Source organism: Porphyromonas sp. oral taxon 275 (genome assembly GCF_018127745.1).
Taxonomy (GTDB): domain Bacteria; phylum Bacteroidota; class Bacteroidia; order Bacteroidales; family Porphyromonadaceae; genus Porphyromonas.
In genome coordinates this window covers 176,466-197,119 of record NZ_CP072333.1, presented here as the reverse complement: position 1 = coordinate 197,119, position 20,654 = coordinate 176,466, and the positions used below count along the sequence as shown (strand labels likewise).

15 protein-coding genes are annotated in these 20,654 nt (G+C 60.3%); all 15 read left to right on the top strand.

What is annotated here, in order from left to right:
* The first annotated feature begins 1 nt into the window (after nucleotide 1).
* The 15 genes from miaA (at nucleotide 2) to J4862_RS00690 (ending at nucleotide 20,561) form a co-directional block, all read left to right on the top strand.
* Nucleotides 2–937: a tRNA (adenosine(37)-N6)-dimethylallyltransferase MiaA gene (gene miaA / locus J4862_RS00760; protein WP_211788849.1), complete on the top strand. Its 936-nt coding sequence runs from the start codon at nucleotides 2–4 to the stop codon at nucleotides 935–937.
* Nucleotides 938–944: 7 nt separating this feature from the next.
* Nucleotides 945–1,748, top strand: a complete 804-nt coding sequence (gene kdsA / locus J4862_RS00755) for a 3-deoxy-8-phosphooctulonate synthase (protein WP_211788848.1) — start codon at nucleotides 945–947, stop codon at nucleotides 1,746–1,748.
* A gap of 24 nt (nucleotides 1,749–1,772) precedes the next feature.
* A complete protein-coding gene (locus tag J4862_RS00750) occupies nucleotides 1,773–2,423 on the top strand; it encodes a DUF3256 family protein (RefSeq protein ID WP_211788847.1) in 651 nt (216 codons plus the stop codon).
* 16 nt (nucleotides 2,424–2,439) lie between these two features.
* Nucleotides 2,440–3,348: a hypothetical protein gene (locus J4862_RS00745; protein WP_211788846.1), complete on the top strand. Its 909-nt coding sequence runs from the start codon at nucleotides 2,440–2,442 to the stop codon at nucleotides 3,346–3,348.
* Between the two features lie 600 nt (nucleotides 3,349–3,948).
* Nucleotides 3,949–5,160: a uracil-xanthine permease family protein gene (locus tag J4862_RS00740; protein WP_211788845.1), complete on the top strand. Its 1,212-nt coding sequence runs from the start codon at nucleotides 3,949–3,951 to the stop codon at nucleotides 5,158–5,160.
* Nucleotides 5,161–5,215: 55 nt separating this feature from the next.
* On the top strand, nucleotides 5,216–5,923 hold the full coding sequence (locus tag J4862_RS00735) for a DUF5020 family protein (RefSeq protein WP_211788844.1): 708 nt from the start codon (nucleotides 5,216–5,218) through the stop codon (nucleotides 5,921–5,923).
* Between the two features lie 69 nt (nucleotides 5,924–5,992).
* A complete protein-coding gene (locus tag J4862_RS00730) occupies nucleotides 5,993–7,294 on the top strand; it encodes an NCS2 family permease (RefSeq protein ID WP_211788843.1) in 1,302 nt (433 codons plus the stop codon).
* Between the two features lie 260 nt (nucleotides 7,295–7,554).
* A complete protein-coding gene (locus tag J4862_RS00725; protein WP_211788842.1) occupies nucleotides 7,555–10,410 on the top strand; it encodes a pitrilysin family protein in 2,856 nt (951 codons plus the stop codon).
* Nucleotides 10,411–11,366: 956 nt separating this feature from the next.
* On the top strand, nucleotides 11,367–12,377 hold the full coding sequence (locus tag J4862_RS00720; RefSeq protein ID WP_249107429.1) for an McrB family protein: 1,011 nt from the start codon (nucleotides 11,367–11,369) through the stop codon (nucleotides 12,375–12,377).
* Nucleotides 12,377–13,606 (top strand): restriction endonuclease, encoded by a 1,230-nt coding sequence (locus J4862_RS00715; RefSeq protein ID WP_211788840.1) that lies wholly within the window; start codon nucleotides 12,377–12,379, stop codon nucleotides 13,604–13,606. Before J4862_RS00720 ends, J4862_RS00715 begins: the two co-directional genes overlap by 1 nt.
* Before the next feature lie 327 nt (nucleotides 13,607–13,933).
* Nucleotides 13,934–14,692: a hypothetical protein gene (locus tag J4862_RS00710; protein WP_211788839.1), complete on the top strand. Its 759-nt coding sequence runs from the start codon at nucleotides 13,934–13,936 to the stop codon at nucleotides 14,690–14,692.
* A gap of 636 nt (nucleotides 14,693–15,328) precedes the next feature.
* Nucleotides 15,329–15,523: a 30S ribosomal protein S21 gene (rpsU, locus tag J4862_RS00705; RefSeq protein WP_211788838.1), complete on the top strand. Its 195-nt coding sequence runs from the start codon at nucleotides 15,329–15,331 to the stop codon at nucleotides 15,521–15,523.
* A 312-nt stretch (nucleotides 15,524–15,835) separates the two neighbouring features.
* Nucleotides 15,836–17,695: a methylmalonyl-CoA mutase small subunit gene (gene mutA / locus J4862_RS00700; RefSeq protein WP_211788837.1), complete on the top strand. Its 1,860-nt coding sequence runs from the start codon at nucleotides 15,836–15,838 to the stop codon at nucleotides 17,693–17,695.
* Between the two features lie 18 nt (nucleotides 17,696–17,713).
* Nucleotides 17,714–19,867, top strand: coding sequence for a methylmalonyl-CoA mutase (scpA, locus tag J4862_RS00695; RefSeq protein WP_211788836.1), 2,154 nt, complete (start codon nucleotides 17,714–17,716; stop codon nucleotides 19,865–19,867).
* Nucleotides 19,868–20,105: 238 nt separating this feature from the next.
* A complete protein-coding gene (locus tag J4862_RS00690; protein WP_211788835.1) occupies nucleotides 20,106–20,561 on the top strand; it encodes a hypothetical protein in 456 nt (151 codons plus the stop codon).
* The last annotated feature ends 93 nt before the right edge of the window (nucleotides 20,562–20,654 follow it).

Below are 20,654 nucleotides of genomic sequence, written 5' to 3'. Positions count from 1 at the left end.
CATGCTGAGCCTCCTCGGGCCTACCGCCTCGGGTAAGACGGCTCTGGCTGTCCAGCTCGCGGATCACCTCGGCGGAGAGCTGCTCAGTGCAGACTCCCGCCAGGTCTATCGCGGGATGGACATCGGCACGGGCAAGGACCTATCCGAGTACCAGCTCGAGGGCAAGCGCATCCCCTACCACCTCATAGACATCGTCCCCGCAGGCGAGCAGTACAACCTCTTCGCCTGGCAGCAGGCTTTCCACGAGGCCTATGCCGGGATCGTGGCGCGCGGCGCCCTGCCCATCCTCTGCGGGGGGACGGGGCTCTATGCCGAGAGCGTACTGGGCGGCTACCAGCTGCCCGACGTGGCGCCCGACGAAGCCCTACGCGCCTCGCTGCAGGGCGCTACGATGGAGGAGCTGCGCGAGCGGCTGGCGAGCTACGGCCCGCTGCACAACGTCACCGACCTCGACTCCCCCGCCCGCGCCATCCGCGCCATAGAGATCGCCGACTACATCGCCCAGCAGCGCAGCGCGGGCCTCGCGCACAGCTGCTACCCGCCCATCGACAGCTGCATCCTCTGCCTCGAGCGCGAGCGCGAGGAGCGCCGCAGGCGGATCTCACGCCGCCTCAGACAGCGCCTCGAGGAGCAGGACATGCTCGGCGAGGTCAGAGGGCTGCTGGAGGCAGGCATAGCCCCCGAGACGCTCCTCCGCTACGGGCTGGAGTACCGCTTCCTCACGCTGCACCTCACGGGCGAGCTCAGCTACGAGGAGATGTACCGCGGCCTCGAGACGGCCATCCATCAGTTCGCCAAGCGGCAGATGACGTGGTTCAGAGGCATGGAGCGCCGCGGCTTCACCCTACACTATATAGATGCCACACAGCCGCGCTCAGCACAGCTCGCCGAGGCCCTCAGCCTCTGGGAGCGCTGGCAGCAGCACACTCGAGACTAGACAAGATATGATCCACTACAAAGACCTCACGGCCAGCCCCAACTTCTTCCTCATGGCTGGCCCCTGTGCCATCGAGGACGAGGAGACGCCCCTCTACATCGCAGAGCGCATCGTCGAGCTAACGCATCGCCTCGGCATCCCTTATATCTTCAAGGGCTCGTACCGCAAGGCCAATCGCTCCCGCGTGGATAGCTTCACCGGCATCGGCGACGAGCGTGCGCTGAAGGTACTGCGCCGCGTGCGTGAGACCTTCGACATCCCTGTCGTCACCGACATCCACGAGACGCAGGAGGCGGAGCTAGCAGCCAGCTACGACGTCGACGTCCTACAGATCCCCGCCTTCCTCTGCCGCCAGACCGACCTCATCGCTGCGGCGGCACGCACGGGCAAGATGGTGAACATCAAGAAGGGGCAGTTCCTGGCCGCCTCAGGCATGGAGCACGCCGCGCACAAGGTCACCGAGTGCGGCAATGAGCAGGTCATCCTCACCGAGCGCGGCAATAGCTTCGGCTACTCCGACCTCGTCGTGGACTTCACCAACATCCCTGCGATGCAGCACTCGGGCTTCCCCGTCGTGATGGACGTCACGCACTCGCTGCAGCGCCCCAATCAGGCCTCGGGCGTCACAGGCGGCAAGCCCCAACTCATCGAGACCATCGCCAAGGCAGCGGTCGCTGTCGGCGTCGACGGGCTCTTCTTCGAGACGCACCCCGACCCCGCGCGTGCCAAGAGCGACGGGGCGAACATGCTCCCGCTGGAGCTCTTCGGCCCACTCCTCGAGCGCCTCATCCGTCTTCGTCAAGCCCTCTAGTTCCCCACCCCTTACTCTAAAGATATGATCAAGCGCAGCCTCTATATCCTCTGCCTGCTGCTCCTCGGCTACGCAGGCCTCAGCGCCGAACCTCTACGTAAGGAGCTGCGTAGCGCGCTGGAGACCACGCAGCTGCTGGAGGTCTCTCAGCTCGAGGCCCTCGACAAGGCCCTTGCCGATAGTGCCCTACGCCTGCCCCTACAGCTCGGCGACAGCATCCAGCTCCTCCGCTACGACGGGCGCAGCCTCAGCCTGCAGACGAGCCCAGTCTCACGCGCCAGCCTCCAGCTCATGCCTCTGATGGGTCAGGGGAGGTATGTGCTCGTGGTCGAGCAGGTCAGCTCGCCGCAGACCGACAGCCGGGTGAGCCTGCTGGACTCGGCGGGTCAGGTCGTCGCACGTCCCTTCCTCACGCTCCCCACAGCAGAGGATTTCATCCAGAGACTCCGCCTCGACCCGAATTCGACCGCTACGGTGCGCCTTAGGGAGCTCCTCAGCCCCCTGCACCTCGAGCTCACTTGGGACGATATGGTGAGCTGCCTCTGCGCGCGGCCCTCACTCCTGCTGCAGCCTGAGGACAGCAAGCTCCCGGGGCTACAGGCACTCATCGATCGCCTCCCTCTGCTCCTAGCCCGCTGGTCGGGGAAGGACTTCGCTCCCTTCCAGCATCCCTAATTCTTCACGCCATTCAATGAAAGTAAAGACCGTCATCATAGGCGCCGCCGTCGTCATCATCGCCCTGATCGTCAGCTTCGTCTTCATCCTACGCCGCGAGCGTGCCACCTTCACCGAGCAGACCGAGATCCTAGCGCAGGAGTCCAAGGACCGTATGCAGGAGGAGCTGACGAAGCTCGCCGCCGAGTACGACATCCAGTATCAGAAGCTCTCCTCTGGCCAGAGCGGTGAGCAGCGCTTCTCGCTGGCGACCGACTCGCTGATCAGTCAGATCCTGGCCGAGCGTGCCAAGGTAGAGCAGCTACAGAAGGAACTCAAGAGCAATAAGGCTACCAGTGCCAAGCGCATCTCCCAGCTCGAGGGCGAGGTCTCGACCCTCCGCAATGTCCTGCGCACCTACGTCGTGCAGATCGACTCCCTACAGGCCACCAACGCCCGACTACGCGCTGAGAACAGCGAGGTCAAGGCCAACTACGAGCGCGCCACCAGCCACGCCCAGCAGCTGGCGGGCGAGAAGGAGGAGCTGACCAGTCGCGTGAAGCTCGCCGCCAAGCTCGATGCTACGGCCATCAGCGTCACGCCCCTCGACAAGCGCAATAAGCGGACGAAGCACATCGGAAAGATCACGACGCTCAGCATCCAGTTCACCATCGCCAAGAACGTCACCGCAGCCGTCGGCAACAAGACCATCTACTGCCGCATCATGCAGCCCAACGATGAGCTCCTGGTGAAGCCCGGCGCAGGCAGCTTCGCCTTCGAGGGCAAGCAGATCCCCTACTCCATCCGCCGCGAGATCGAGTACAACGGCGAGGAGACGACCCTCAGCATGTACTGGACGGTAGAGGAGAGCCTGCAGAGCGGCACCTATCAGATCCGCTTCTTCGCCGATGGCAACCTCATCGGACACTCGGCCTTCGTCCTCTAGACCCTACGCTGAATAGGCCCTACATACAGCGGCCGCCCGAGCCTTAGGCTTGGGCGGCCGCTCTTCTTTTACCCCTCGGGCTGCCGCCTCTGCTAAGGGGCGCCGAGCTGGGTGCCGTCCCTCGCCGAGCTGAGGGATAAGGGGCGCTGGGAAAAGTAATATCATATTTGGGGAAAAGTTATATAACTTTCTGCGGGAAGTTATATAAGAATTGCCGAGAACTTATATTACTTTTCCCAAGAAGTAATATAACTTTACCCAGCGCGCGCCCTGCGGCAGCTCGCCAAGCCTCTTGTTACAGCTGACCGAGGCTCTTGTGGTGGCTCGGGAAGGCGTCTACGTCGGCTCGCCGCCCCACCCGTCGGAGCTCGGTGCGGGCAGGCTGTCCGCCTTAGCCCCCTTACGCCCCGCTGGGGCAGGGCACCTCAGCAGGTAGCGCTCCGCCTCCCCCCTAGAAGCCTGCGCTAGGACAAGGGTGCGGGGGGCTGTACGGCGAGGATAGCCGCGGCGGACAGCAGGGGGGCAGCAGTGCGGGGGCGTGCTTGGGATAGAGGGATTTGCCGTACTTTTGCCAGTGTAACCCCATCACATCATCATAGCATGAACCCAAGCACTACGAGCCTCAGCCCTATGCGTAAGGGCGTCGTGGGCGTGCAGTACCTCTTCGTAGCCTTCGGCGCTACGGTGCTCGTACCGCTACTCATCGGCCTCGACCCCTCGGCTGCGCTCTTCTCCGCCGGTGTCGGCACGCTCCTCTTCCATCTGGTGACCAAGGGTAAGGTACCCATCTTCCTCGGCAGTAGCTTTGCCTTCATCGCGCCCATCATCAGCGCGACAGAGCTCTACGGACTGCCTGGGGCGCTCTTCGGCTGCATCGGGGTGAGCTTCGTCTACTTCCTCATGTCAGCCCTGATCCGCGCCTTCGGCACACGCTTCATCACGCGGCTCTTCCCTCCCGTGGTCATTGGGCCCATCATCATGCTCATCGGGCTATCGCTCTCCTCGGCCGCGGTCAAGATGGCCGAGACCAACTGGACACTCGCGGTCGTCTCGCTCGTCACGGCCATCATCATCACCCTCTACACGCGTGGCATCGTCAAGCTGATCCCGATCTTCCTCGGGATCGTGGTAGGCTACGTGGTGGATCTGCTCTTCTTCGAGGTAGATCTGCAGCCCGTGCGGGAGGCGGCATGGTTCGGCCTGCCGCAGTTCATCCTGCCCGCGGGCTTCGAGTGGCGCCCCATCCTCTATATGATCCCCGTGGCGATCGCCCCCGTCATCGAGCACATCGGCGACGTCTATGTGGTGAATAATGTAGCGGGGCACAACTTCGTCAAGGACCCCGGCCTGCACCGCACGATGCTGGGCGATGGGCTGGCCTGCCTCTTCGCCTCGCTCATCGGAGGGCCTCCTGTGACGACCTATTCGGAGGTCACGGGCGCCATGTCGCTGACGAAGGTGACGGATCCCGTGGTCTTCCGCATCGCCGCGCTGACGGGGATCATCTTCTCCCTCATCGGGAAGGTCAGCGCGCTGCTGCGTAGCATCGACCAGGCCATCCTCGGGGGCATCATGCTGCTACTCTTCGGTACGATCGCTGGGGCAGGCATCTCCAGCCTCCTGCACAGCAAGGTCAAGCTCGACTCGGCACGCAATGTCGTCATCATCTCCGTGACCCTGACCACGGGGATCGGCGGTGCGGCGCTGCACTTCAGCAGCTTCTCCATGGCCGGCATAGGCCTCTCGGCCATCATCGCCGTCCTGCTGAACCTCATCCTCCCCGAGCGCGCCGAGGACAGAGCCGAGGCCTAGGGGACAGTACTCCATAATATATACGGACGCATCAACTAACTAATCAAGCAATAGTATGATCAAGCACTACCTGCTCGCCGCCGCCTCGCTCCTCTCCCTCGGGAGCCTCTCGGCACAGAATGTACAGCTACACTACGACCTCGGTCGCAAGCTCAACGGCCAGGATCAGGCCGAGCGCCCCCAGCTGACGACAACCGTCGAACTCTTCCGCGCCGACAAGTGGGGGAACACTTTCTTCTTCGTCGATATGGACTACCGCCGCGAGGGGGTGACCTCGGCCTACTGGGAGATCTCACGTGAGTTCCGCCTCGGCAAGCTCCCCCTCAATCTGCATCTGGAGTACAACGGCGGGCTAAGCAATAGCTTCAGCTACAAGAATGCCTATCTGGCGGGGCTGACCTATGCCTACAACCGCCGCGACTACTCGGCAGGCTTCACCCTGACGCCTATGTACAAGTATCTGGCACGTCAGGACAGACCCGACTCCTGGCAGCTGACGGGCACCTGGTACCTCCATCTAGCAGGCGGCCTCTGCACCTTCAATGGCTTCGCCGACCTCTGGGGGGATCGCCACTTCGTCACGGGGAAGAATACCACCATCTTCATCACCGAGCCCCAGCTCTGGCTCAACCTCAATAAGCTCCCAGGCGTAGACCCTGCCTTCCGCCTCAGCGTCGGCACCGAGGTAGAGATCAGCAGCAACTTCGCCGCTATGGACAAGACCATCATCAATCCTACCCTAGCGCTCAAGTGGACCTTCTAGCCTAGCGGATCGCCCCACGGGGGCTAAGCCGCTAGGAGCCCTATCCTATCTAGCACACACCAGCAGTACATGCAAGCACTCTACCGCCTCGTGGGCTTCGACCCCACGAAGTATAAGCTCCGCACGGAGCTCATGGCAGGTCTGACGACCTTCCTCACGATGAGCTATATCCTAGCCGTCAACCCCGACATCCTTAGCTCTACGGGAATGGACAAGGGGGCTGTCTTCACGGCCACAGCTCTGGCGTCGGCCATCGGGACGCTGCTCATCGCCTTCCTCGCCAAGCTGCCCTTCGCCCAGGCCCCCAGCATGGGGATCAACGCCTTCTTCGCCTTCACCCTCGTCATGGGCATGGGCTACAGCTGGCAGGCCGCACTGGCGGCGGTCTTCGTCGAGGGGATCATCTTCATCCTCCTCACCGTCTTCAACATCCGCGAGCAGATCGTGCGCTGCATCCCGAAGAACCTCCGCTTCGCCATCTCGGCGGGGATAGGCTTCTTCATCGCCTTCATCGGGCTCAAGAATGCAGGTATCATCGTCGCCAGCGAGGCGACCTTCGTCACCCTCGGCGCCTTCACCCCCGTGGCTACGCTGGCCGTCATCGGGATCATCCTCAGCGCGGTGCTGATGGTGCTGCGCGTCCGTGGGGCGCTCTTCTACAGCATCATCCTCTGCACGCTCATCGGTATCCCTATGGGCGTGACTCAGATCCCCGAGGGCTTCGTGCCCGTATCGCTGCCGAAGTCGATTGCCCCGACCTTCCTGCAGTTCGACTTCGCTGCGCTGCTCAATCTGGATATGGCGCTGACGATCTTCGCCCTGGTCTTCATGGACATCTTCAACACCGTCGGGACGCTCATCGGAGCGGCTGCCAAGACGGAGATGATGGACAGCGAGGGCAACGTGCGCCACATCAAGGAGGCCATGCTGGCCGACGCCGTAGCGACCTCCGTGGGGGCTGTCTGCGGCACCTCGACGGTGACGACCTTCGTCGAGAGCAGTGCGGGGATCGCCGAGGGCGGCCGTACGGGGATGACCGCGCTGGCCACAGCAGGGCTCTTCGTCGTATCCCTCTTCCTAGCTCCGCTCTTCCTGCTCATTCCCTCGGCCGCCACTACGGGCGCGCTGGTGCTGGTGGGGGTACTGATGCTGAGCTCCATTCAGGACATCGACCTCATGGATATCTCGGAGGCGATGCCTAGCTTCATCACCGTGCTGACGATGGTGCTGACCTACAACATCGCCGAGGGCATGTCCCTCGGACTGATCAGCTACACGCTGGTCAAGCTCCTGAGTGGGCAGTGGCGTCAGGTGTCCCTCACCCTCTACATCGTCTCGACGCTGCTGGTGCTGCGCTACATCATGATGTAGCCGCCCCCTAGCGTCTAGCGCAGTGAGGCCTCCTCGCCACGGGCATAGCCCTAGGTGAGGAGGCCTCTTATTTAGAGCCCCTTAGCTCCTCTTCGCAAGCCACCTTCGAGGCGGAGACAGCCTCGGGCCGAGGCCCGCACCCGAGGCGCGCCACCGCCCAAGGCCTAAGGCAGTGCAGGAGAGCGAAATTTGCACTACATTTGCTGGTATAATTCAGCTAAAGCATCCTAGTAATCACCTAATCTAAGAACAGAGAGAAGATGAAGCTACAACAGCGCATTCTGACCTTCCTCGCGGTGGTCTCCCTCGGAGTCGCCACCTTCAGCGGGGTCACTCCCCTCAGAGCGCAAGCCCCCCAGAGCATCCCTGCCCTGCCCCTTGATACGGCCGTGCGCATGGGTAAGCTCCCCAACGGCTTGAGCTACTTCATCCGCCATAATGCCGAGCCCCAGGCGCGCGCGGAGTTCTACATCGTCCAGCGCGTCGGCTCGATGCAGGAGGAGGATAGCCAGCGCGGACTGGCGCACTTCCTCGAGCACATTGCCTTCAACGGGACGAAGCACTTCCCCGGCAAGGGCATTGACCACTTCCTCGAAGGCATCGGCGCCAGCTTCGGAAGCAACATCAACGCCTATACCAGCTTCGACGAGACCGTCTACACGCTGATGAACATCCCCGTCCCACGCAAGAGCGTCGTGGATAGCTGCATCCTCATCCTCCACGACTGGAGCAATAGCCTCAGCCTAGAGGACAAGGAGATCGACGCCGAGCGCGGCGTCATCGAGGAGGAGTGGCGCAGCCGTGACAGCGGGGACGCGCGCAATCAGGAGCGCCTCCTCGAGCTCACCTTCCCTGGCAACAAGTACGGCCAGCGCATGCCTATCGGTAAGATGGACATCGTCCGTAACTTCCCCTACCAGGTGCTGCGCGACTACTACAAGAAGTGGTACCGCCCCGACCAGCAGGCGCTGGTCATCGTCGGGGACATCAATGTAGACGAGGTCGAGGCCTCCATCAAGCGCCTCTTCGCCGATATCCCCGCCCCCGTGGGAGCTGCTGAGCGCGTCTACGTCCCCGTAGAGAACAACGACAAGCCCATCGTGGCCATAGCCTCCGACCCCGAGGCTACGCAGAACCTCCTGAGCATCACGTACAAGCAGGAGGTGACGCCCCCCGAGATCCGCGCCAGCATCCTCGGCGTGGCTATGCGCTATGTCAAGCACATGATCACCGCCATGGCCAACGAGCGCTTCGGCGACATCACGCAGAAGCCTAACGCACCCTTCCTCGGTGCCTCGATGGATATAGGCCCGCTCTTCGGCCTGGCTAAGACCAAGGACGCCACAGGCTTCGGCGCTGCCTTCAAGGAAGGTGCCTGGGAGCCCGCCCTCAAGGCGCTGACGGCCGAGATGGTCCGCATCAAGAAGTACGGCTTCAACAAGAGCGAGTACGAGCGTGCCCGCAAGGAATACCTCGTCAACGTGAAGAAGCTCTATAACGAGCGCAACAAGCGCAAGAACAAGGCTTGGGCAGAGGAGTACGTCAGCTACTTCACCGACGGTGGCACCCTGCTGGACATCCCCACCTACTACGACCTCATCAGCAAGATGAGCGAGCAGATAACGCTCGAGCAGATCAATGGCGCGCTGGCCGAGCTCCTGACGGAGGACAACCTCGTGCTCATGCTCTCGAGCGTCAAGAAGGACGGCGTCAAGATCCCCACCGAGGCGGAGTTCCTCGCCGCCTACGAGACGGGCATCCGTCAGCAGGTCGAGCCCCTCAAGGAAGCCGTCAGCAACGAGAAGCTCCTCGATAAGCTACCGATGAAGGGCAAGGTCGTCAAGGAGCTGAAGGACCAGAAGTACGGCTCCACCATCTGGACGCTGAGCAATGGCGTACGCGTCGTCCTGAAGAAGACCGACTATAAGGAGGACGAGATCCTGATGAGCGCCCAGCGCGGTGGCGGTAGCCTCTCGATGACGGCCAGCCCGCTGGACAAGAAGCTGCTGAACCAGCTCTCCGACCTCGGAGGCCTTGGGAAGTTCGACGTCACGGCCCTCGGCAAGGCTCTGGCCGGCCGCATCGCCTCCGTCTCGACGAACGTCTCCAACCTCTACGACGACATCAGTGGCTCCAGCTCCAAGGAGGACCTCGAGACCATGCTCCAGCTGCTCTACCTCTCGATCACCGCACCTCGCGCCGATCAGGAGGCCTTCAAGACCTGGCAGGAGCAGACCCTCGCAGGCCTGCAGGCAGCTAAGGCCAATCCCCTCTCCTCCCTCGGTGACTCCATCTCCCGCTTCCTCTATCCCAAGAGCCCCGAGCGCTATCCGCTCACCGAGGCAGAGGTCAAGGAGGCCAACTACGAGCGTGTGCTCAAGCTCCACCACAGCCGCTTCGCTACGGCTGAGGGCTTCACCTACTACTTTATAGGGAATATCGACGAGGCTACCCTCCGTCCGCTGGTAGAGCGCTACATCGCTTCGCTCCCCGTCAAGAAGGGGGTGCAGCACAAGGCGCCCTACGATAAGGTCGTCAGAGCGATCCCCGGCACGCACACCAAGCTCTACAGTAAGGAGATGGCTACCCCCACGGGCATCGCGGTGAACTCCCTCTCGGCGCCCAGCACCTACAGCCATAAGGGTATCCTCATCGCCTCCACGCTCTCCTCTATCCTCGACCAGCTCTACACGAAGACGATCCGCGAGGACGAGGGCGGCACCTACGGCGTCAGCGCCAATGTCTCGCTAGGCCGCTACCCTCAGCCCTACTACTCGATGACGGTCCAGTTCCAGACCGAGCCCACCAAGGTAGAGAAGCTCAACGCGCTCGTCTTCCACGGGCTTGAGGACATCGCCAAGAACGGTCCCAGCCAGGACTACTTCGACAAGGCGATCAAGAACATGGAGAAGGAGCACAGCGAGAGCCTGCGCCGCAATGGCTACTGGCTCAGTCAGCTCAACCACTACTACGGCCAAGGACTGGACCTCGTGACGGACTTCGACCAGGTGCGCAAGAGCATCACGCCCGCCGAGGTGCAGGCTCTGGCCAAGCAGCTCATAGAGGCTAAGGACCGCATCACCATCTACTTCAAGTCCATCGAGCCTAAGAAGTAGCCTTCCCTCTAGCGCCGCAGCCTAGCCCCTAGGCCCACGCCGCACAGCACTTCCGACGCGAGCGCCCCTCCAGCCCGATGCTGGAGGGGCGCTCGTCCTTTAGTCCCCTTGTCGCCGCTAGACCTTTCCACCCCGCCGCTGGGCCTTAGCTCCCCGCCCCCTCCCCCAAGGCGCGAAGCTAGCTGCCCTCCAAGCACTAAACTCGCGGCCTCCAAGTGCTAAGCTCGCCGCCCCTAGTCTCTGAGCTGGCTACACCTTGCCGCGAAGCTAGCTCCCCCTTATCACTGAGCCTTTCTGAGGGATATCCCTCAGCCGCCCGACTGACGTCACTCACGGCCGCCACGGATGTCCCTCAGCCGCCCCACCGATATCCCTCACGCCGCGCCCCTATGCTTGCACTCCGCTCAAGCGCCTTCGCCTCTCCTTTTGCCTCAAGACGCAGCAGGCTCAGAGCGCAGCATCATACACCCTCCTTATATCCTCTGAAGGGAACAAGCAATTATCCTTACCTTTGTCCATGGATTACATATACATCTCTTCTGAATATGGGAAGCGAACACGACAAGTACTGGCATATACAGATGCACAAGCCCGATGGGCCCGAATCCGCGTTTATCATTCGGTCGAGAGATCTACTCGAAGAGCCACAGCCCGTCATTGGGACAAGTGAATGGGATAGCAAACAATGCGAAGACTTTAAGCATATCCCCGAAGGCTCGATCGTCCTAGTACGCGAAGGCAAGAGAGCCATTGCCTTATGTAGAATCACTGGCCCCAGCCGTAGCGACGAGGCCTTAGAGAGGAAATACCACTCCATCCACTACAGAGATGTCGAGGTCCTTGGCTTTATCTCTGATGATGAGCAGCCTGACCCTGGTCTATTCAGTCAAAAAACCTTTACCTCTTGTGGCAGCCATACAAGACAGTGGCAATACATCAACAGACTATACACTAGCATGACCACAGGGAGAGAAGAGAGCACAGCGCTCAGAGCTTATACAGAGCTCCTCAAGAGCAAGAAGAATATCATTTTACAAGGTGCTCCTGGGACAGGGAAGACCTATACTACGGCAGCCCTCGCAGTCGGGATCTGTAATGAGTCCTTCACGGATTTCGACAAGCGCGCTAGGCTCATGGAGGAGTACGAGCACTTACGAGCAAGCGGGCGGATCAGCTTCTGCACCTTCCACCAGTCGCTGGACTACGAGGACTTTGTAGAGGGACTGAAACCGCAGCTAGAGAGCGGGCACATCAGCTATCGCATCGAGCCCGGGATCTTCAAGTCAATCTGCAGGGAAGCTACATTAGCCTACCAGGAGGCCGTATCGGAGGAGCGCCGCGCCCCCTCCTACGTCCTGATCATTGATGAGATCAACCGAGGCAACATCTCGAAGATCTTCGGGGAGCTCATCACCCTACTAGAGGCAGACAAGCGCAGCGGAGGAGGGGAGCACAGCCTGCACGTCAAGCTGCCCTATTCCAAGGACGACTTCTCCGTGCCCTCCAACCTATATATCATAGGGACGATGAATACCACCGACCGCTCTACGGGCTCGATCGACTACGCCGTACGCCGCCGCTTCGCCTTCGTCACCCTAGAGCCTCGGGCGGCTGCGCTCAGGGAGTACTATGCCCAGCCTTCGCGAGCCATCCCTACTGAGGTACAAGACGCAGCCTTGGCCCTCTTCGACGAGATCAATGGCACGACCGAGGGAAGAGAGTCCTTTATTGCTAAGCATAAGGCTATGGACTTCGACCTCGAGGACCTCAAGGTCGGGCATAGCTACTTCATGGCAGAGAGTCTCGAAGCCCTCCAGCTGAAGATGCGCTACGAGGTCATACCCCTGCTGCAGGAGTACATCAAGGATGGTATCCTTCGCCAGCTCCCCGATGATGAGCAGTACTTCGCCTGCTGGAGGGAGGCCAAGCCCTTTACGGAACAGCCCACGGATAGCCAGCAGGGATAATGCAGGTTCAGGAACATGAGTTCATCCCCTCGCTCGAGAGATTATGGGGCGAGGGGATGCACCTCCCTGCACCGGAGGGATACGAGCGCTGGTTCTTCCGCTGGGAGGGCTCGGCTGGCTACCGTGCCTCCTACGTCCTCGGAGCACAATGGCTTGATCAAGCGCGAGGGCTGTCCTTAGTGGTCAGCCCTAAGCAAGGCTGCGCGCGAATAGACTTCCTCCAGATGTTCGGCCGCTGTCTTGCCTCGGGCATAGAGTCCAAGGCCTTAGCTCAGATCTACAGCCTAGATCTAGAGCAGCCCCGTATCAAGGCTCCGCAACTGCAGAGCGTACTGAGCCCCCTCATCCTCGCCCACTTCCTCTCTGTGATCCAGGAGCTCCTCCAGCGGGGGCTCAAGCGAGGCTATGTACCGCGGGAGGAGAACCTCAAGAAGGTCAAAGGACGCCTGGCCATCTCGCTCAACGAGCGCTGCAACATCCAGCGCAAGCGACTCGACAAGTTCTACTGCAGGTATCAGGAATACTCCGAGGACATCCCTGAGAATAGGATCCTGAAGAAGGCACTACGCTTCGCGCAGCAGGTCCTCTACACCCTCGAGAGCGCAGGCCTACGGCCGCTACAGGAAGCGATCAGCCGCTGTCTCTCCTCCTTTGCTCGGGTAGGAGATGAGATCGAGGTCTGGGAGCTGAAGCAGTTCAAGACGCAGAAGCTGTACCAGGAGTACCCCGTGGCCATTCGGCTAGCACAGACCATCCTCCGCCTCTACGACTATAGTCTCACGAAGGTCACGGCTAGGGAAGAGCTGTGTCCTGTATTCTGGCTAGACATGCCGCTACTCTACGAGCACTACGTCCTCGGGCTCCTGAAGGAGGCCTACGGAGATCGTATCGAGTACCAAAAGGAGGGCGCGACAGGACGCCCCGACTTCGTCTGCTATCAGCCTCGACTTGTGATGGACACCAAGTACAAGCCTCACCTAGCAGGTGGCAAGCTAGATATGGACATCGTGAGGCAGCTGGCGGGCTACGCGAGAGACCGTAGGCTATTCAGCGAAGCCCCCACGGCGCCTATTCCCTGCCTTGTGATCTACCCAACGACCGAGGAGGCGGAGCCGAATCCCTTTGCAGCACATCCGCTTGAGGACTTCCTTTGCCCAGAGCGAGAGGACAAGGATCTTTGGGGCTTCTATCGCCTAGCGGTACCACTACCCACGCTCTCTGTCCAATAGCGCCCGAGAGAGAGGACAACACAGCAGCGGAGGGAGGAGCCCCGACTAGTCGGATGCTCCCCCCTCCGTCTATTTGGTCGGCTGCCGCGATTCGTATAAGTTTGCAGAGGCGTGCGACAGGTGCTACGCCACAACTCCATAAGCCATAAGATGAGCTATATACATAGGCTACCCACCGCCGTCCTCCATAAGATCAGAGCGCTCCGAGGAGCCAAGGCCTTCGCCAACAAGACGCCTGCCGCACCCCCGAAGCAGCCTCGCAGCAAGAACCATCCCCTAGGGACAGCCCAGCTAAGCCCTAGATCAAGCAACATAAGATAGTACAGCATGAATAGAATCAAGAAGCTCCTCGGAGCATGCTACGGGTTCATCAAGAAGGCCCTCAAGCGACCTGGCCACACAGAGCTGGATAAGGCAGTCATAGATAAAATGAATGAGCACTTCGGAGCCTTCTACATGTTCATCGAGCAGGCCCTCGATCGCCATGGATACACAGAGCAGGAATCGGAGGGCTACACCTGCTGCTTCTTTAAGCCCTTCGCCTACGGGCGCCTCTGCTTCGCCTTCAGTATAAGTCGGGAGGGCGTCATCGAGGTAAAGCCTCCCCAGGTAGTATATCTTACCGTAGAGCGAGTACTGCAGGAGCTAGACTACCCTGATAAGGAGCCCCAGAGCATCGCTAAGGGCACATGCTCAGCCGAACTACCCACAGAGCTCATCAAGGCCCAGAGGGCAATGAAGGCCGATCCTACCGTCGACACAGCCAGGCTACTGGGTCTGGAGACCTTCAAGTACATAGAGGAGGAGCTAGATGACTTCGAGGTGGAATACGCCATCCCGAGCAACCGGATCGAGGAGCTGGAGCTGAGCGACTTCTGGGCTATCGAGTTCAACGGCTCTCCTATAGAAGGCCTATTCAGAGGGCTCATCTTCTATCAGCTCGTCGACCCAGAGCTAATGGACGAGCGCCTAGAGGAGAGCGATGCTATCCTAGAGAATAGGGATATGGTCCCTGACGACGCTTGGCGTGTCAGCTACCAGAAGCTCAAGGAGCGACTGCTCGCTCTAGACGGGTCCTATGATTGACGTGGCCGCGTGACGCACTAGACAGGGCTGGTAGCCTAGGCAGCCAATGGGCAGCGCCGCCCTCCGCAGCGGATGAGACCCAGGCAAAGTCAGAGCAAGGGGACAGCCCGCAGAAGGGCGTACTGAGGCATATCCCTCAGCCTCCCGACTGACGTCCCTCACGGCCGCAAGTGATGTCCCTCAGCTCGCTCAGGGATATCACTCAGACAGCCCGCCCCGAGCATCGGAGCTCCCCAGCAGTTGCTGACGAGGCCCTGACGAGCCTAGCCCGCCTAGGACAAGAGCGAGCAGCAGGTGCGTTTAGCTCGGTACTCTGAGCCTATCCACCAGCTCGGAGCAGGGGCACTCGGAGCAGGAGCATCCCACCCTCCGTGTGTTGCGCGAGGGCGCCAGCAGAGACAGCTCAAGAGACTCGGGATAAGGGTCTAAGGCCTCCGAACGCTTGGCCTACCGCTGCTAGGCGGGCTAGTCAGCGCCCCTCCCCCTACGATCCCAGCAAAAGGGGAGCACAGCGGGAGCGAGCGCGGAGCTTGCTATTTGCTTATTAGGCAAAGTCTTCGTAAATTTGCGCACCAATAAGAGTGTACTTTGACCACGCAAGAATAAACTATAACAACAAGATAAGCTAAAAGAATTATGATCGTAGTTCCAGTAAAAGAGGGCGAAAACATCGAAAGAGCTCTGAGACGCTTCAAGAGAAAGTTTGAGAAGACGGGCACGATGCGCGCCCTGCGTGCACGTCAGGCCTTCATCAAGCCTTCGGTGGCTCGACGCAAGAAGATGGAGAAGGCCATCTACGTCAAGCAGCTCCATCAGGCTGAAGAGCAGTAGGTCGCCAGAGCCCGAGGCCAGAGCGCCTCACCGCAGCCCTATATATAAGGTAGGGGTGCATGTATAGCCCTCCCTGGAGGAGGCGACAGATGGAGCAGCAGCACGGCGACAAGTGCAGCCCAAGACTCCACAGAATAGCAAAAAGGAATGTTCGCTGATCAGCCTCCAAGCATGGAGGACGATCGGCGAACATTCCTTTTATCTCCCTGGTAGGTAGACCCCGGTAGCCGAGCAGGCAGGGGCGTGAGGATCTTTCATCCTTTTACGTTACCTTTGTGGATATAAATAATCAATTCACTAAATTGAACTATTATGGCAACTGACAAAGAACGGTTACTAAGCGAATTCCCTGCCATTAGCACACAGGAATGGAAGGACAAGATCGTAGCCGACTTGAAGGGAGCAGACTTCGACCGCAAGCTCGTCTGGCGTACCAACGAAGGGTTTAACGTGAACCCCTTCTACCGCCGCGAGGACATCGAAGGGCTCTCCACCCCCAAGGTAATGCCTGGCGAGTACCCCTACGTACGCTCCACGCGTATGGATAATGAGTGGCTCGTGCGTCAGGACATCACGGTACACGACGCCGGTGAGGCTAATACCAAGGCGCTCGACATCCTCAACAAGGGTGTGACCTCCCTGGGCTTCAAGCTACAGCGCGACCAGGTAAACAAGGAGACGCTCAGCGTACTGCTCAAGGGTATCATGCCCGAGGCGATTGAGCTGAATTTCTCCTGCTGCATCTCCGTAGCTAGCCAGCTGGCTGGCGAGCTCGCTGCTTACTTCGCTAGCACAGGAGCGGATGTCAAGCAGTGCAAGGGCTCGATCAACTTCGACCCCTTCAAGAAGCAGCTCGTCAAGGGTATCTCCAACCCCCAGTGGGCAGACGCTGCAGCGAGGATCCTCGAGGCTATCCGTCCCCTCCCCGGCTACCGCGTGCTGACGGTCAACGCCCTCAGCCTCAACAACGCTGGTGCCTATATCTACCAGGAGCTGGGCTACGCCCTCGCCATCGGTGCTGAGCTCATCGACAAGCTCACCGAGCGCGGCTTCTCGATCGAGGAGCTGACGAGCCGCATCAAGTTCGTCTTCGGCGTCGGGTCCAACTACTTCATGGAGCTGGCAAAGTTCCGCGCAGCACGCTGGCTCTGGGCCGAGATCATCGGCGCCTACGGCGACCAGTACAAGGGCGAGGCGGCCAAGATCCACATGCAGGCCGTCACCTCCACCTGGAACAAGACCATCTACGACGCACACGTCAACCTGCTCCGCACGCAGACCGAGGCTATGTCGGCTTCGCTGGGCGGTGTAGACTCCATCACGGTACAGCCCTTCGACGTCACCTACCAGGAGTCCGACAGCTTCTCCGAGCGTATCGCACGCAACCAGCAGCTGCTCCTCAAGGAGGAATGTCACTTCGACAAGGTCATCGACCCCGCTGCAGGCTCCTACTATGTAGAACACCTGACAAACTCGATCGCCGACCAGGCCTGGAAGCTCTTCCTCTCCGTAGAGGAGGAAGGCGGCTTCGCCGTAGCTGCTGAGGCTGGTGAAGTCCAGAAGGCCGTCAACGCCAGCAACGCTAAGCGCCATGCTGCTGTAGCTGCGCGTAAGGAGATCTTCCTCGGGACGAACCAGTTCCCCAACTTTACCGAGACGGCAGCGCAGAAGCTCCCCGCCGCAGCTCCCGCCGCGCACAGCTGTGGCTGCGGCACGGCGACCATCGAGGCGCTGAACTTCGATCGCGGCGCCTCCGAGTTCGAGGCACTGCGTCTGGCTACCGAGCGCAGCGGCAAGGACGTCAAGGTCTTCATGCTGACGATCGGGAACCTGGCCATGCGCCTAGCCCGCTCGCAGTTCTCCAGTAACTTCTTCGCCTGCGCTGGCTACAAGGTCCAGGACAACCTCGGCTTTGCTACCGTCCAGGAGGGCGTAGACGCAGCACTCGCAGCAGGCGCCTCCATCGTCGTCCTCTGCTCGAGCGATGATGAGTACGCCGAGTTCGCGCCCGAGGCCTACAAGTACCTCGCAGGTCGCGCAGAGTTCGTCGTAGCTGGTGCTCCAGCCTGCATGGACGACCTCAAGGCAGTGGGCATCGAGCACTTCATCAACGTCAAGAGCAACGTCCTAGAGACGCTCCGCCAGTTCAACCACAAGCTGGGTATTAACTAATAGGGAAGGACGAAAGAAATGAAACCACAATTCAAGAATATTGATATCAAGTCTGCAGGCTTCGCACAGACCTGCCCCGTGGAGTGGGCTGCGAAGCAGAGCAACGACGCCGTATGGCGTACGGCCGAGCAGATCCTCGTCAAGCCCGTCTATACGGCCCACGACCTCGAGGGCATGGAGCACCTGGACTACGCCTCTGGTCTGCCCCCTTACCTCCGTGGCCCCTATAGCGGCATGTACGCGATGCGTCCCTGGACGATCCGTCAGTACGCTGGCTTCTCCACGGCTGAGGAGTCCAATGCCTTCTACCGTCGTAACCTCGCCGCAGGTCAGAAGGGGCTGTCCGTAGCCTTTGACCTGGCGACCCACCGTGGCTACGACGCCGACCACTCGCGTGTCGTCGGTGACGTCGGGAAGGCTGGGGTATCCATCTGCTCGCTGGAGGATATGAAGGTCCTCTTCGACGGGATCCCCCTCAACAAGATGTCCGTCTCGATGACGATGAACGGTGCCGTGCTGCCCGTCATGGCCTTCTACATCAACGCTGGGCTCGAGCAGGGCGCTAAGCTCGATGAGATGGCTGGGACGATCCAGAACGACATCCTCAAGGAATTCATGGTGCGTAACACCTACATCTACCCACCCGAATTCTCGATGCGTATCATCGCCGACATCTTCGAGTACACGTCGCAGAACATGCCTAAGTTCAACTCGATCTCCATCTCCGGCTACCACATGCAGGAGGCCGGTGCTACGGCGGATATCGAGATGGCCTACACGCTGGCCGACGGGCTCGAGTACCTCAAGGCTGGGATCGCCGCTGGTATCCCCGTGGACAAGTTCGCCCCACGTCTGTCCTTCTTCTGGGCCATCGGGATGAACCACTTCATGGAGATCGCCAAGATGCGTGCTGCACGCTGCCTCTGGTCCAAGATCGTCAAGCAGTTCAACCCCGAGAACCCCAAGAGCCTCGCACTGCGTACCCACAGCCAGACCTCTGGCTGGTCGCTCACCGAGCAGGACCCCTTCAACAACGTAGGTCGTACCTGTATCGAGGCCATGGGTGCAGCCCTTGGGCACACGCAGTCGCTCCACACCAACGCCCTGGACGAAGCCATTGCTCTGCCTACGGACTTCTCCGCTCGTATCGCTCGTAACACCCAGATCTACATCCAGGAGGAAACCATGATCTGTAAGGAGATCGACCCATGGGCTGGCTCCTACTACGTGGAGAGCCTGACCAACGAGCTAATGCACAAGGCCTGGGAGCACATCAAGGAAGTCGAGAGCATGGGCGGTATGGCTAAGGCTATCGAGACGGGTCTACCGAAGATGCGTATCGAGGAGGCTGCTGCCCGCACACAGGCTCGTATCGACTCCCGCCAGCAGGTCATCGTCGGGATCAATAAGTATCGTCTCGAGAAGGAAGACCCGATCGACATCCTCGAGATCGACAATACGGCTGTACGCCTCCAGCAGATCGAGCGCCTCAACGAGCTGCGCAAGAACCGCGATGAGGCTGCGGTCAAGGCTGCCCTCGAGGCCATCACGCACTGCGTAGAGACCAAGGAAGGCAACCTCCTCGACCTCGCCGTCAAGGCTGCAGCGCTGCGCGCTTCGCTCGGTGAGATCTCCGACGCCTGCGAGAAGGTCGTCGGTCGCTACAAGGCTATCATCCGTACGATCTCAGGCGTGTACTCATCAGAATCTGGCGAAGACAAAGACTTCGCACGTGCTAAAGAACTGGCGAAGAAGTTCGCCGAGAAGGAAGGGCGTCAGCCTCGTATCATGATCGCCAAGATGGGTCAGGACGGGCACGACCGTGGTGCTAAGGTGGTAGCTACTGGCTACGCTGACTGCGGCTTCGACGTCGACATGGGTCCCCTCTTCCAGACGCCAGAGGAAGCAGCCCGCCAGGCTGTCGAGAACGACGTACACGTCATGGGTGTCTCCTCGCTCGCAGCAGGGCACAAGACGCTCATCCCTCAGGTGATCGAAGAGCTGAAGAAGCTCGGCCGTCCCGACATCCTTATCACCGCTGGTGGTGTGATCCCTGCTCAGGACTACGAGTTCCTCTACAACGCTGGCGTTGCCGCTATCTTCGGCCCTGGTACTCCTGTGGCTTACTCCGCCGCCAAGGTGCTTGAGATCCTCCTCGGGGAGGACGCTTAGTAGCCTCTACCCTATAAGAAGGCCGCCCCTATCCTCAGCTGAGGGTAGGGGCGGCTTTTTTTGGCCCTAATTCTAAGAGTAAGCCTCGGCTTCACCTCTCTAGGACTTGAACTAACCTCAAAGACTACCTGAGACTAGGGAGCTCTACAGCCAAAGTACCAACTATTAGGGATTGCGAGCGAGCTCTATTCGCCTTTCCTTTGTCCCACTTAATAGGAACAAATCAAGAACAAGCACTATGCGCACTACGCTTAGCCTACTCGGGCTGCTCCTCCTCGGAGGCCTCAGCCTTAGCTCCTGCTCTCAGACCAGCCACGAGCAGCAGGCTGCGACCCAAGCCGCCGCCGACAGTCTTCACCTGCTTGGCAGTGAATGGACCGAGGGCACGGGGCAGATCAGCCTCCACTTCACCTCCGCCGAGGAGCTGCACTTCACCTATGCCCCATCGGGCGCCCCTATGAAGCTGCAGGAGGACCTCGACTACCGCATCGAGGGTGACAGCATCTTCATCGAGGACTACAGCAAGATCAGCCCCATGGGGAGCGTGACCATCCTCAAGGGCTTCAAGGGGCGTCTCTCCTCCAGGGAGATCCACGCCGACTTCACCAGCGTCGATCCACAGCCGAACCCCAACGGCGGGCATCCCAGCTTCGTCGATATCCAGCTGAAGGGTGTCATCTTCACCCGCAAGTAAGCCCTCTTCCGCCTTTAGCGCCCCCCCTACTAGAAGCGGCTGAAGCAAGCGCCTAGGAGAAGGGCTCCTGAGGGATATCAGTGGAAGCACTGA